We start from the raw sequence: 14,065 nt of genomic DNA on the forward strand, positions 1-14,065 counted from the left end.
AAGCTGAATCTGACCCGATATCCGCCTAATGCGGGTAGGCCAAGCCAGCTACGGTGACAAGTATTCGTCCGAGGGGGGTCCGATGTCATCGGCAGAAAGTGATCGTCTGGCTGAGGCGCGCGCCGGTGCTGCGGATTGGCGGCGCTGGGGCACATATCTGAGCGAGCGTGCCTGGGGCACTGTGCGCGAGGACTACAGCGCCGATGGTGATGCTTGGGGATATTTTCCGTTCGAGCAGGCGCGCAGTCGCGCATATCGCTGGAATGAAGACGGCTTGGCTGGCTGGTGTGATCGCGATCAGACCATCTGCTTGGGATTGGCCTTGTGGAATGAGCAGGATCCAATTCTCAAGGAGCGTCCATTCGGTCTTGCCAATGAGCAGGGCAATCACGGTGAAGATGTCAAGGATTACTGGTTCTACACCGACAACCTGCCGACCCATGCCTATGCCTCAATGATTTACAAGTATCCGCAGGTCGCCTTTCCGTACGCCGATCTTGTGCAGTCCAATGCGCAGCGCAGCCAAGCCGAAGGTGAATATGAGCTTTTTGATGCGCTGAAGGACGACTGGCTCGCAAATCGATATTTTGATGTGAAGGTCGAATACGCCAAGGCCACTCCAGAGGATGTCTTCTGCCGGATAACCGTCACGAACAGGGCTGACCAAGCTGCGCCGATTCATGTGATCCCCCAGATCTGGTACCGCAACACCTGGACTTGGGAGCTTGATGCCGTCGCACCGACGATCTCCCTAGAGCGCCCTGGCGTCGCAGCGACAAGTCATGAAGCAATCGGCGATCGATGGATCTTCGTTGAAGCCGACAACGGAACGACTCCCGAATTTTTGTTCTGCAACAACGAAACCAATGCTCACCTGCTTTTCGGTTCGAAGAACGCGTCAGCGCACGTGAAAGACGGCATCAACGATCGGATCGTCGGTGGCCAGCACAACGCCACGAATGAGAAGTCCGGCTCAAAGCTTGGACTGCACATCCAAGGCGAACTCGGGGCGGGAGAGTCGCTCACAGTTACCGTGCGATTCGCTACGGCTGATCTTCAACTCCCCTTCGACGATGCCGAAGAGGTCTTTGCAGCCCGACGAGCCGAGACCGACGAGTTCTATACCGAGATCGCCAATCCCGCACTGAGCGTTGATGAGCGACTTGTGCAGCGGCAATCCTTGTCTGGTTTGCTGTGGTGCAAGCAGTTCTATCACTATGCGGTGCGCAGGTGGCTTGAAGGTGATCCGACTCAGCCAGTTCCGCCAGCTGAACGTTGGAAGGGTCGCAACTCCGATTGGCAGCATCTGATCAACAAGGACGTCATCCTCATGCCCGATGCGTGGGAATATCCCTGGTACGCGGCTTGGGATCTGGCCTTTCATTGTGTGAGCTTGGCGATGATCGACCCCGACCTTGCCAAGGAGCAGGTGCTCTTGCTCTTGAGCTCCTTCTGCCAGCATCCCCATGGGCAGATCCCGGCCTATGAATGGGAGTTCGGCGACACCAATCCACCCGTGCACGCCTGGGCCACCTGGCAGGTCTATCAGTTGGACCGGCAGGCCAAGGGTCACGGTGATGCGGACTTCCTGAAGGCTGCTTACCGTTCGATCACCCTTGACGTGATGTGGTGGCTTAACCAGAAGGATGACAAGAACCGCGGAGTGTTCGGTGGCGGATTTCTCGGGATGGACAACATTGGCGTCTTTGATCGCGATCAACCACTGCCAACTGGCGGCAATCTTGCGCAGATCGATGGCACTTCCTGGATGGCCACCCTTGTGCTGCAGATGCTGGAGATCACCGTCGAGCTGGCACGCATTGACACCGGCTATGACCGGATGTTCGGCAGATGGGTATGGGATGGCTGGCTGATTGCCAGCGCCATTGAGCAGGGCGCCGGAAACATCAGTTTCTGGAATGAGCGAACAAAGTTCTATCACGATGTCATTGAAATGCCAGACGGCTCCGCTCGCTCGCTCGAGGTCTTCTCGATGCAGTCGATGGTTCCACTGTTTGCCTCCTTTGCTATTCCGCTGAGTGCAGAGGGCGAGCTGAAGGACATCAGTGAACGCATGAACGTGCTGCTTACGGCCTATGGCGGTCCACCAGTGAGCTTGCGAGCCAACGGCGGAGATGACACGCACCTGCTCATTGCGCTCGTCAGCGAGGAGCGGCTGACCTCGATCTTGGGAAGGTTGATCGACCCTGATCAGTTCTTCTCGCCATATGGAGTGCGTTCATTGTCCAAGGATCATCGCGAGCACCCGTATACCTACCACGCGGATGGTCAGGCATATGAAGTTGCGTATATGCCCGCGGAATCCTCGAACAGGATGTTCGGCGGCAACTCCAATTGGCGAGGCCCAATCTGGTTTCCGATGAACTTCTTCCTGCTGCAATCGCTCAACGCCTATGCGCGATTCTTTGGCGACACCTTCACGGTGCCAGATCCGGATGGCTCAGGTCGCCAAGTGACATTGGCTGAGCTTGGCGACATTCTGGCCGGCAGGCTCTCGTCGATCTTTGTGCGCGATGCCAGCGGCAGCCGAGCGGTCTTCGGCGACAACGAGTACTTCCAGACCGACCCGTTCTGGCGAGACCTGGTGCCGTTCTATGAATACTTCGATGGTGATGATGGCCACGGTCTGGGTGCCAGCCATCAAACTGGCTGGACGGCGTTGGTGGCCCTGTTGTTGCAGTGCGGGGGAAACCTGAGGTTCGCAGACTTCTCAGTGTGACGGCGGGGTCGAACCGACCTGAGAAATAACGAAGGGCCCGACATTGCTGTCGGGCCCTTCGCGATGAGGAAGTCTGAATTAGACGACGCGGACCTTGTCGGCCTGAGGACCCTTTGGTCCCTGCGTGATCTCGAACTCCACAGCCTGGTTCTCATCCAACGAGCGGTAGCCGTCAGAATCGATTGCTGAGTAGTGAACGAAAACATCGGGGCCACCATCAGCCTGCTCGATGAAGCCGAAGCCCTTTTCAGCGTTGAACCACTTCACGGTTCCTTGAGCCATAATGCACATTCTCCTTAACGAAAAGCGTGGCGGACGGTCGTCCAACACGTGGCCAGCACGTTCACGCCTTCGTCCTTACTTCTGTGCAAATGCCCAGATGTTGCGAAGCCCGCCAATTGAAGCCGGAGCCAAAATCAGGCGGACAACTCAGGACCTTGGTGCTGATATGTCTGTACCTAAGAACATAGTGTCCCCTATAGGTCGGCATGCTCGTGACATCAGGGTGTCTTTTCGCTCAAATTTCGCTGAATTTCTCAAAATCCACTGCTCTCAAGCGCGAGGAGTGGCCGCCAAAGACATCTGGCCAAAGCAACCCGTGAGCCTTTCGATACGGGCATACTCGCGGCACAAACCGCGTCGTGTGAGGGGTCAGTCATGCCTGGAGCGTTGGATGGAATTCGCATCCTTGATTTGAGCTGGGGGGTAGCTGGCCCCTTGGGTGTGATGCTCTTAGCCGATCAAGGTGCCGATGTGATCAAGGTGGAGCCGCCCGGTGGCGATCCCTTTCGCGAGTCGCCAGGCTCACCGGTCTGGCACCGCAGCCGTCGATCAGTCGTGCTGGATCTCAAGCAGGCTGAAGGCAAGGAAGCCTTTCTTAAGCTCTGTGACACAGCCGATGTGCTCGTGGAGGCCTTCTCGCCGGGCACGATGGCAGCATTGGGACTGTCGTATGACGAGCTCTCAGCTCGGTGCCCTCGCCTGATCTACGCGTCGGTTCCGGCTTATCCAGAAGGCCATCGCTATGCCTCGCGGCCCGGCTGGGACGCCTTGGTGCAAGCTCGCTCAGGTGCGCAATACGAGCAGCCGGCCTGGCGTCCGGGGCCTTCGCATTTGCACATGCAGATCCCAAGCATGGGCGCCTTCTTCTTGCTGGCCACCGGCATCCTCGCCGCGCTGACTCTGCGTGAGGACACTGGCAAGGGACAGCATGTGAGTACTTCCCTGTATCAAGGAGTCATGGCCTACACCACGATGCTGTGGCAGGATGTGGAGAAGCTGAAGGCACCCGACTCACTCGTCATGGCGAAGACCTACCCGCCTGGAGTCCATCAAGTGTCGATCTATGAGTGCGCCAACAGCGAATGGATGCACGCCAATGTGACGGTGGGACGCGTGCCCACCAGCACGATGGAGGCGATCCTGGGAGTGCCAGCAGTTGACCAGGCACGCTTCATGACCGACTTGGCCTACCGAGCAGAGCATCAGCAGGTGCTGCGCGATGCATTCATCACTCGCGATCGAGCACAACTCTGCGCTGAATTCTTCGATGCCGGACTTGGTGCGGACCCGATCCTGACGCCAGTTGAGGGCTTCGATTATCCGCAGATGCGGGCCAACAACATGGTCGTCTCGGTCCAGGATCCGGAGTTTGGAGTCATGGAGCAGTACGGGATTCCAGCCGTGCTTTCTGAGACTCCGGGCGCAGTCCAAGGTGGCCGACCTCGGGTTGGCGAACACTCGCGCGCAATTCTTTCTGAAATCGGCTACGACGAATCTGCGCTGGATCGGCTCACTGCCGACGGCGTGATCTGAGCAGGAGGCAGCAATGTCCGGACCACTTGAAGGCGTACTTGTTCTTGACCTCGGTCAGTTCCTGGCGGGGCCCTATGCGCCAATGATCCTGTCGGATCTGGGTGCTGAGGTGATCAAGATTGAGCCCACCCGCGGGGATTCGATGCGATACGGCGCACCGTTTATTGGCTGCCAGCGAGGCAAGCTCGATCTGGCTTTGGACCTCAAGAAGCCCGAGGCCGCAGAGATCGTGTTGAGGCTGGCGGAGAAGGCCGATGTGCTGCACCACAACATGACCAAGGGCACTGCCACGCGCCTTGGTGTCGACTATGACCACGTCACAGCCCGCAACCCAGAGATCGTCTACTGCAATACCTACGCCTACGGATTCGAAGGTCCGATGTCGATCAGTGGTGGCATCGATCCGCTGTATCAGGCGGTCATTGGTCTGGAATATGAAGCTGGCGGTGTTGAGCATGGCAATCCGCCGATGTACCTGCGCTTTGGCATGACTGACACAGCAAACGCATTTGCTTCAGTCGTCGGGGTGCTCAGCGCGCTATATCACCGCAAGGTGACAGGACAGGGCCAAGACGTCTGGACATCGTTGCTCAATGGAGGAGCAATGTTCGCCTCCGAGGTCGCGCTGCTTGCCAACGGTGCTGCTGCTCCTGTTCGTCCAAGCATGGACAAGGAGCTCACAGGCCTGTCGCCCTGCTACCGCCTCTACAGGACTCAAGAGGGCTGGATCCAGATGGCAGCCACCACGGTCGGGGAGTGGGCAACGATGTGTGCGCTGCTCGGCTTCCCGGAGTTCGGCACCGACCCTGCCTATGCGACCTTTGATGGCCGAGTCGCCGCGCGCAGCAAGCTCGAGCCGCAGTTTGAAGACGCATTCGCGACTCGGACGGCACTGGTGTGGGCAGCACTGTTCGACGCTCAGAGTGTGCCTGCGGAGATTGCCGTCGACACGAGAAACGGTGAGACCGTTCTGCATGACGCCGACAACGAGCGGCTGGGATTGGTCGCGTCGTACGACCATCCGATGCTGGGTCACATGACGCAGTTCGGCAGCCTCATCGACTTCTCCGATACGCCCACTGGCGATTTTGGCCCACCACCATTGCTCGGACAGCACAGCCGTTCGATCCTTTCGCGCTTTGGTTGGACTGAAGGCGAGATAGATGACCTGATCGATCGTGGCGTCGTGTATCAAGCAGCCGAGGGTGTTCCGTATCCATGGGGCTTGTAGATGCGCCATATTCCGGCGGCAGAATTAGCGAGCGCTGAAGGTCTGGTCACTTCCGCCGCGCAGGGATTGGAGCTCACCTGGCTGCAGGGTCCAACGACGAGCGATGAACTCGACGTAGGCATCGTGAAGGTTGAAGCTGGCGTCCAGACGCCGGCACATAGCCATCACAAGGGTCAAGTCATCGTCGGTGTCTCAGGCCGAGGCTTTGTCGAACTCGAGGGTGAACGAGTCATCGTCAACCAGGGAGACGTGGTGATCTGTCCGGCCGGGGAGTACCACGTGCACGGTGCCTCTGCGAATCAGAAATGGGAACACCTGACGGTGAGCACTGGTTCGCATGGCGGCCCTAGGTCTGAGTAGTTCAGAGTTGCATCGCTGCTGACACAATGCGCGCGTGAGCGACCAGGCCGTAGAAGAAGCCCAAGCCAATGTTGGGCGGCGCAGTGCATCGGCGCTGTATGGCCTGATCATCGCGTGCGCAGTATTGGCAACCGCGAGCACTGATGATCGATTGGTCTTTGTTGCGTTGACGGTGATTGGAACTCTGGGGGTCTATTGGATCGCCGAAACCTATGTGCACGTGATGGCCTCGCGTCAGGCTCAACATCATGAGTTGAACCGCGCGCAGTTTGCGGCGATCGCCAGGGATGGCTTGCCACTGATCACCGTGACATTTGCTCCCTTGGTTGCACTGCTTATCGCAGCGTTACTTGGGCTGAGTGCGGAACTTGGCGAAGACATCGCGCTCACGATCAACATCCTGCTGCTGCTGACTTTTGGCTACCAGATGAGCAAGGGCGCTGGAATCCGTGGATTCCGCTTGATCGTCTCAACGATGGTCGCCGGACTGCTTGGCTTGGCGATGGTTGGCTTGAAGATCTTCTTGAATCATTAATTGCCGACGCCTATGACCGACATGAGGCGCAGTGCTTAGCGTTCGACTCGCTCGCGCTTGGCGTGTGGCATGCGCTGCATAGCCGCCAAGGTTTCGTCTTGGCCAGGTGATGGCGGCAAGGAGCCCACCTCCTCGCACCCAAAGGCCTGAAGGAAGTAACTGATCACCCGTCGGCGGGCGGCGGGAGCCACCGCACCGGCTGCATTGATGACTCCTGCAGTGGCCATCAGGAGAAAGACGAAGTCCTCGGCCTGGAAATCTGACCGCAATCCGCCGGCGACTTGGGTGCGCTGCATCAATTCCAAGAAGCCATCGTGGCCGCGATCGCGAGCCGCCTCAATTTCGGGGGCCATGGGAAAGCGCATGCTGAGCACATCAGTGAAGCCACGATCTGCGGCCTGCATGTCGCAGATATGTCGAATGTAGGCCGGGAAGGCGATACAAGGGTCAGGCTGACTGAGTGCGTCTTCCACTGCATCGGCCCAGGCTTCCATCTTTTCCTGGAAGGCCGCCACGATCAGGTCATCGCGAGTGGGGAAACGGCGGTAAAGGGTCGCAATGCCTACTTCGGCGTGGCGAGCGACCTCATCAAGGGGTGCTTCGACTCCTCGTTCGGCGAAGACTTCACGCGCAGCGTCCAGGATCTTGCGGCGGTTCAACTCGGCATCACGACGCAAACGAGCATCGGCCCGGGGGGTGTAGAGAGCCTGAGTTTCAACAGCCATGAGGAGAGGCTAACGGCGCACAGGAGTGGGTCAAGGGTCTGTTAGGCTGAATTCTGGAGCAATACTTCCACTTCTGTCGACTGGGGCTCTGCCGTTGAACACTGCTCTTGGGTTGCCGCAAATTGCCTTGACGTCGTTCATGGACTTTGCTGGGCATATGTCGGTACCTAGTGGGACGCGCTAGCGCTTTGAGTTCACATGAGGGCGATTCCGCTGCCTCCCATAAGGCTGAATGGTTGGGCAGCATCACCGGCAACAATGTCGACCTCGCGCGGGTTGAGCTCTTGCTGGGCATCGACCCTTTGTTGTGGTGGGTATTGGCCGTTGATATTGACTTCACGGATTTCGGCAAGCAGGCGGTGACCGCATTGGCGGTGCCAGCTCGCACGACTCGTTCACAGTTGATGGATTTCTACAGCCAGGGCCTTTCAGTGCCGGTCACTGCTTTTGAGGCTGTGATGTACGAGGCTGCGCCTCTTGGCGTCCCTGACGCAACAATGCCCAATCAACTTCCGGTGAGTTCTGCGGCGGAATTTTTGATGTACGGCTTCAAGCATCTGGAAATGCGTCTGCACGTGGGTTGGGCAGATCTGCCCGAAGACCTGCTCCTAGAGACGGCCGACACGATCAGGGTTGAGGCAAGCTAACTCTCGTTAGTCGTCAGGAAGATTCCTGAGCACGAAGCTGCGCCCGTCTGGCGTACATATCTTGATCCGCGTGCCGCATGAGTGCTTCGAATGTCCTGACTGAAGGACCTGTTGTTGCGCGGCCAACTGTCACCGCACCGGGCCACTTCTGAGCATTGATATCGCCTGCGCCTGCGATCCATGGGGTTTCGCGCTTGGCAATCTCCCAACGAAACTGAGCGAGCTCGCGTGGGCTCAGTTCAGTTTCGGGTAGTGGGGCGCGGGGCGAAGGCATGGGTAACTCTCTACGAGGATTGCGAACAGTGAATGTTGGCATAGCTTTTGCTGCTGCGCATGTTCCTTATTCACCGACCGCTACTGCCCTGACTTGAGTGGTACAACTTGCCAGTTGGTCCTGCAGGCTGCACATCGGCGTAGGGCGAGAGCTGGTAGCCGGTGGGGAATACATGGACCCGACCAGTGCGCTGTTCGACGGGGAAAGCTTGCTCGTGCATGAGTCGCTCGCGAATCTGAGCGATTTCGCCGGCCCGCCACTGGCGATCAAGGGCGCCGAGCTCCCAGGCTCCGGTGGCGCGAATGGAGACGCCACGGGCTCCAGTGCGCCGGACATGTCCGCGCACAATGAGCATCCAGGACTGGAAAACCGTGTTGGCATAGGGGGTTTGCGCGTCAGCGAAGAAGGTTGCATCGGACGGACCAGTGCCGTCATCAAGAGTCAAGAAGACCACTCGCTTACCCCCACGAACGGCCGGCGTCTGGGTAGCGACCTTCACGCCAGCAATGAGAATCTCCTGCTCAGAGTGGCAGTTGAGCAGATCTGCTGCGGGCGTGACTCCCAGTTCAGTGAGCAGGGGGCGATAGCAATCCATGACATGTTTGGTGACATCCAGACCAAGCAGTTCCAGTTCAGTGCGGACGGCCCAGTTGGGGGTGATCTCCGGCCAGCCCGAAACGGGGACATCGCTGATATCCCCTGCGGTGTCCAGGCAGAGTTGCCCAGAGCCGACATGCACGGGATTTTTGGCCATCTGTTCGATGTGCACCAGCAGATCGCGTCTGCTCACCTGACTGGAAGCGCGGGTGACGTGATTGATGTTGATGCCGTACAGAGAGTCGAAGGCACCAAGGAGCACGAGGTGTTCGGCGATAGGTCTGCTGATGCCGGCTCGTTGCCACGCATCAACGAGTCCGGTGTAGGGCTGCCCATCGATCAGGCGCGCAACCTCATCCTCGCTGATGCCCTTGACTTCAGTGAAGGGCATGCGCACGCCCTCGCCCTGCACTGTGCTTTCGACTTGGTAGCTGGCCCCAGAACTGTTGATATGCAGTCCGAGAATCTGGATGCCGAAATTGCGAGCATCAGCCAGAAGCAGGCGCTTGGGATACATGCCAGGGTCGTGAGTGAGGATGCCGGCATAGAATGCTGCAGGGTAATGGGCTTTCAACCAGGCCGACTGATAGGTCGGTAGCGCGAACGCAGCTGCGTGTGCCTTGCAGAATCCGAAGGAAGCGAAGGATTTCAACACCTCCCAGATCTCCTCGACCACTGCGAGCGAATAGCCGCGCTGCAGAGCCTTGGGGTAGAACCACACGCGGGTTGCGTCGATGACTTCAGTGGTACTCATCGCCCGTCGGATCTCATCGGCCTCGGCCAATGAACAACCCGTCATCGCTTCAACGATGCGCATCACTTGCTCGTGGAAGATGACCACGCCCTGGGTCTCTTGAAGGATGGGTTGCAGATCAGGATGAATGAAATGCGGCATATCCCACCCGTGTCGAGATTTGAGAAAGGGCGTGATCATGTCGCTCTTGACCGGGCCGGGACGAAACAGCGAGATATCGATGATCAGATCGTTGAAGGTCTCTGGCGAGAACTTGCCGATCAACTCTCGTTGACCAGGGGACTCAATCTGAAAGCAGCCAAGGGTGCGGGTGGATTGGATGAGTGCGAAGGTCGCCGGATCATCGAGTGGCACCTTTGCAAGATCAACAGGGAGCTCTTGAGTGCGAGTGATCTCGTCAAGGGCAAAGGCGATTGCGGATTGCATGCGTACGCCTAGGACATCGAGTTTCAGCAAGCCCATGTGCTCGACATCATCCTTATCGAACTGACTCATGGGGTATCCGGCTGCGCTGGATTGGATTGGCGTGCGTTCGAGCAGGCTGGCATCAGAGAGCAGCACCCCGCAGGGATGCATGGCCATGAGACGAGGCAGACCATCGAGGGCCTCCACGCGATCAAGGAAGCCCTCGAGCCGACCCTCGGCGGCGAGCACTCCGAACTGACTGCTGCGCAACTCAGGAAGATCAGCAAGAGCTGAACGGGCATTGCGCGCACGGATATGCGGAAAGGCTTTGGCGAAGCTGTCGATATCGAGTGCATCCATGCCCAGTGCTGCACCGACGTCGCGCACTGCTTGACGCACCTTGTAGGTCTCCATCATCGAAACGCAGGCCACGCGGGCGGCGCCGAAGCGTTCGTAGATCAGGTCATAGATCTCAAGGCGTCGTGCCGACTCAACATCAATATCGATATCGGGAAGCTCGGTGCGCAGGGTGGAAAGAAAGCGTTCGAAAATCAGACCATGGGCGAGTGGGTCAACGTCATTGATGCCAAGGAGATAGGTGACAAGACTGCCAGCGCCAGAGCCGCGGGCGGCAACGCGCACCCCGCGTTCGCGTACGAGATCGACAACCTCAGCCACAGTAAGGAAATAGCCAGCAAAGCCAAGGGTTGAGATGGCACGTAATTCCTCATCCAGACGGATATGCGCGCGGTCACGATCAGCAGCTGAGGCATAACGCGAGGGGATGCTCTGGCGGCATCGCTGTGTCAGCAGGACTTGTGCCGCAGCAACGTCATCGGTCGCAGTGGTGCCAGTGATGACGGTGAACTCCGGAACAAAGACTGAGCCCAGCCCGATGTCATGCGCTGGGTCTAACGCGCAGGCCTCCATCAGTATCCAGGTATCGCGATGCATCAGGGTCGGAGCAATCCCGACCAGTTGCGCGACCTCCTGCACTCGGATGTCCAGATCAGCGGGGGAGTCCAAGGTGGCCTGCCCGTTGTTGGCGAGTAGCCGAAGGCTCCTGACTTGAGTCATGCGCCGGGTGGCGTCAAGGATGTCTGCAGTGCGGGCATCGGTGGAATCCAGATAGCGCGCATTGGGAGCGAAGATCACCCGAGCCCCGCGTTGGCGTCCCCACTCCCACATGCGAGCCGCATGCAATGCCGACCAGGCCTGCCCGCGTGGACGGCGATGGTTGCCGATAGCGATAGCAAGCCCTGGGCCCGTGATGGAACGCCAGTGGGTCAAGGTCTGTTCGGCAGCCCGCAAGCGACCATGCAGAAGATGTGTGCCGAGTTCGGAGTCAGGTCCGAGCAATGCCACGACTCCAGAGTGATGGGCCAGAACATCGGTGGCTTCCAGCACTGGAGTGCCGTACCTCTCGACATTGGCGTGCGCAGCGGAAATCAACTGGCACAGGCTCGCCCAACCCTGTACAGAGCCCAGTGCCAAAAACACCACACGAGGCAGCTCTTCGATGGCATAAGCCTTCTGTCGGGTACTCGCGCGTGGTACTTGCGCGGCAGGAGCATCGATAACCGTTGGGAGAACAGCGAGATCAACCCCGACGACAGGGGTGATGCCGGCATTCATGCATGCGCGGACCCACTGGACTGCGCCGGAGATGCCATCGCGATCAGTGAGGGCCAGGATCCGATGACCATCGGCTGCGGCGCGTTCAACAATGCGATGCGGGGTAGCGGTGCCGTACCGCATGGAGTAGCTCGAGGCCACCCGAGGATGGGGCCAGTGCAGTGCCATGGATCTCCCGGGTCGCTGGTTGGAATTCGACCCAGAACTTCGACCCAGATTCGACCCACGACCACGACCCATGCGCAAGCCGACAGTTCCAGCTTTCAAGCAGTTGAGTCTCGCCGGGCCCGGGGTCGAATCGAGCCCGGCGAAACCGCAACCTCTATGCCTGATCGCGAAGCCAGGCTCAGAGATCGAACATATGTTCGAACAGGGCGCAAGGTAGTCCCGGGCACCGACAGTCGTCAACCCGTGGGGTCCAAGGCAGGCTCATTGCGCACCCGCGACGGCTAGCCTCGGGCCACGGAACAGGCCTAGACAGGAGGCGCCAATGGCCGCCAGACCAGCAACTGATTTCGCACTCTTCTCCCGCATCGGCGGCCTGACCCTGGGGATCTGCGATGGGCTGAGCACCGAGCAATGGGAGGCGCCCAGCACGTGTGCCGGATGGCAGGTCAAGCACCTCATCGCGCATCAGGCCGCTGGCACCACCTACTCCGGACCGCGCATGCTCGGCTATTTGATCAAGTGCGGGAGCACGACCAAGGCCGGGCACCAGATGGCAATCGACATGGCCCAGGAGTGCACGCGGGAGCAGATCCTGCAGGCCTTCGCCAAGGGTCATGGTTCGAGTCCGGCAAACCTGTATGCGCGGCTGGTGTCCATTGACGTCGGAATCCTCGACGCCGCAATCCACCTGCAGGATCTGCGACGTTCAGTGCACGATGAAGGCGAGATTCCGACAGAGATTGCCGAAGTCCTATTCGACCTGATCCCTGTCACCAAGGGACCGGTGAGCACCAAGGCCAAGATCGCAGGTTTACAGCTGCATGCGACCGACCTTGACCGGAGGCTCGGTGATGGGCCGTTGGTCGAAGGAAAGCTCGAGGCGCTGATGATGGCTGCGGGCGGGCGGCGTGAGGCACTCTCGGAACTGAGCGGGCCAGGGGTGGCACTTCTGGCTGAACGGATCGGTGCGGTCTGAGTTAGTCGAAGTCGAAATCTATGGGCTCGCGCAGTGAAGGCCCTTCAGATTTCGATGAGTTCACTGCAGGGGAGACAGGGTGCGGCTCCACCAAGGCGGGCGGCAGCTCGTTGACGTCTACCTGCTTGCAGTTGTCCAGCCACCAGTCCCAGCGATCAGGGGGCACGATGACTGGCATCCGATCGTGGATCTGCTCAAGGTTTGGTGCTGCAGCGCGAGTCAGCAGGGTGCAGGTCAATTGCCAGGGATCGGTGCGCGTAGGACGCCACCATTCATACAGGCCCGCGATCGCCAGCATGTCTCCGTTGGGATCCTCCATGCAGAAGGGCTGCTTCTTTGGCTTGCCAGCTGCCGTGAGTTGCGTGGAGACGTACCACTCGTAGTAGCCATTGACCGGAACAAGGCAGCGCCGCCGGGCGTAGGCATCGCGAAATGAGGGCTTCTCATGCACCGTCTCAGAGCGCGCATTTGTGAGCTTGTTGCCGATCGACGGATCCTTGGCCCACCACGGAATCAGGCCCCAGCGCGCAATTTCCATTGACCGAACGACTGAGCCGTCTTCGCCGCGCTTGTCCACGACGATGTAGAGATCCTTGGATGGTGTGAGGTTGTAGTCGGGCTCCAGCACACGCTCAGGAAACAGCGTTGCCTTCAGAAAGCTGGAGATCTCCGACTGGCTCTGCGAAAGGATGATGCGCCCGCACATGGCCTAAGCCTTGCAGGCCCAGGACATGTGCGGGAACTGCGCCTACTGGCTGTGGCGAGGGTTGTGCGCGAGGAGCGCCCAGATGATAAAAATATCAAGCGCGATCAGGATCCACGCGCCGACAGCGTTATAGGGAAGCCAAGCGAACAGTGACACTGCGCTGATGGCAGCGATGACTGCGCCGAGCAATCGAGCCCATACGGCACCCATCAGCACGAAGACGCCAGAGGCGACAAGAAGGACACCGAGGATGAGGTGGATCCATCCCCACGTCGCTGTGCTGAAGGCGAAGACATAGTCGTCGATGACTGTGTAGAAGTTGTCATGCACCACAGCCGAGAGGCCTGCGATGAACTGCTGAAGACCTGCGACCAGGAGCAGAATCGCTGCAAAGTAGCGAGCTCCGACGGGAATGCTGTTTGGCTGACCGTAACTCATGCTGACTCCTAAGTGAGATCTGCGAGGTTCGATGCGTCCACCTGCTGAACGCCAACGAA

At 59.0% G+C, this 14,065-nt stretch carries 13 protein-coding genes; 7 read left to right on the top strand and 6 right to left on the bottom strand.

From position 1 onward, the window contains the following. Window positions 1–82: 82 nt before the first annotated feature. Window positions 83–2,740: a glucosidase gene (locus Q7L55_00770; GenBank protein MDO8731103.1), complete on the top strand. Its 2,658-nt coding sequence runs from the start codon at window positions 83–85 to the stop codon at window positions 2,738–2,740. A 78-nt stretch (window positions 2,741–2,818) separates the two neighbouring features. On the opposite strand, the gene Q7L55_00775 is transcribed toward Q7L55_00770, so the two are convergent. Further along, window positions 2,819–3,022 (bottom strand): cold-shock protein, encoded by a 204-nt coding sequence (locus tag Q7L55_00775; protein ID MDO8731104.1) that lies wholly within the window; start codon window positions 3,020–3,022, stop codon window positions 2,819–2,821. A gap of 375 nt (window positions 3,023–3,397) precedes the next feature. On the opposite strand from Q7L55_00775, the gene Q7L55_00780 reads away from it, so the two are divergent. Genes Q7L55_00780 through Q7L55_00795 form a run of 4 tightly spaced genes read left to right on the top strand, consistent with a single transcriptional unit; the run spans window position 3,398 to window position 6,681 of the window. Further along, window positions 3,398–4,555, top strand: a complete 1,158-nt coding sequence (locus Q7L55_00780; protein ID MDO8731105.1) for a CaiB/BaiF CoA-transferase family protein — start codon at window positions 3,398–3,400, stop codon at window positions 4,553–4,555. A gap of 13 nt (window positions 4,556–4,568) precedes the next feature. Beyond that, window positions 4,569–5,786, top strand: a complete 1,218-nt coding sequence (locus Q7L55_00785) for a CoA transferase (GenBank protein ID MDO8731106.1) — start codon at window positions 4,569–4,571, stop codon at window positions 5,784–5,786. Beyond that, a complete protein-coding gene (locus tag Q7L55_00790) occupies window positions 5,787–6,146 on the top strand; it encodes a cupin domain-containing protein (protein MDO8731107.1) in 360 nt (119 codons plus the stop codon). It abuts the gene before it with no gap. Between the two features lie 34 nt (window positions 6,147–6,180). Continuing rightward, entirely contained in the window at window positions 6,181–6,681 is a 501-nt protein-coding gene (locus Q7L55_00795) for a hypothetical protein (protein MDO8731108.1), read from the top strand. A 35-nt stretch (window positions 6,682–6,716) separates the two neighbouring features. Here the strand turns inward: Q7L55_00795 and Q7L55_00800 are convergent, their stop codons facing one another. After that, window positions 6,717–7,406: a helix-turn-helix domain-containing protein gene (locus Q7L55_00800; protein MDO8731109.1), complete on the bottom strand. Its 690-nt coding sequence runs from the start codon at window positions 7,404–7,406 to the stop codon at window positions 6,717–6,719. A gap of 236 nt (window positions 7,407–7,642) precedes the next feature. Between Q7L55_00800 and Q7L55_00805 the strand changes: the two genes are divergently transcribed. Then, the gene (locus Q7L55_00805) at window positions 7,643–8,053 is read left to right on the top strand and encodes a hypothetical protein (GenBank protein MDO8731110.1); all 411 of its coding nucleotides are present in this window, start codon (window positions 7,643–7,645) and stop codon (window positions 8,051–8,053) included. Between the two features lie 13 nt (window positions 8,054–8,066). Here Q7L55_00805 and Q7L55_00810 read toward each other — a convergent pair whose 3' ends face one another. Together Q7L55_00810 and dnaE are read right to left on the bottom strand one after the other, a co-directional pair. Beyond that, the gene (locus Q7L55_00810) at window positions 8,067–8,327 is read right to left on the bottom strand and encodes a hypothetical protein (GenBank protein MDO8731111.1); all 261 of its coding nucleotides are present in this window, start codon (window positions 8,325–8,327) and stop codon (window positions 8,067–8,069) included. Window positions 8,328–8,397: 70 nt separating this feature from the next. Then, window positions 8,398–11,886 carry a DNA polymerase III subunit alpha gene (dnaE, locus tag Q7L55_00815; protein ID MDO8731112.1) on the bottom strand — a complete coding sequence of 1,163 codons (3,489 nt, stop codon included), beginning with the start codon at window positions 11,884–11,886 and terminating at the stop codon, window positions 8,398–8,400. Window positions 11,887–12,208: 322 nt separating this feature from the next. On the opposite strand from dnaE, the gene Q7L55_00820 reads away from it, so the two are divergent. Beyond that, complete coding sequence (locus Q7L55_00820; GenBank protein ID MDO8731113.1) at window positions 12,209–12,862, top strand: maleylpyruvate isomerase family mycothiol-dependent enzyme; 654 nt, start codon at window positions 12,209–12,211, stop codon at window positions 12,860–12,862. A gap of 1 nt (window position 12,863) precedes the next feature. Here Q7L55_00820 and Q7L55_00825 read toward each other — a convergent pair whose 3' ends face one another. After that, a complete protein-coding gene (locus Q7L55_00825; protein MDO8731114.1) occupies window positions 12,864–13,568 on the bottom strand; it encodes an SOS response-associated peptidase in 705 nt (234 codons plus the stop codon). A 42-nt stretch (window positions 13,569–13,610) separates the two neighbouring features. Further along, window positions 13,611–14,006, bottom strand: coding sequence for a hypothetical protein (locus Q7L55_00830; GenBank protein ID MDO8731115.1), 396 nt, complete (start codon window positions 14,004–14,006; stop codon window positions 13,611–13,613). Window positions 14,007–14,065: the final 59 nt, after the last annotated feature.

The sequence above is a fragment of the Actinomycetota bacterium genome (assembly GCA_030650795.1).
In the GTDB taxonomy this organism is placed as follows: Bacteria; Actinomycetota; Actinomycetes; order S36-B12; family S36-B12; genus UBA11398.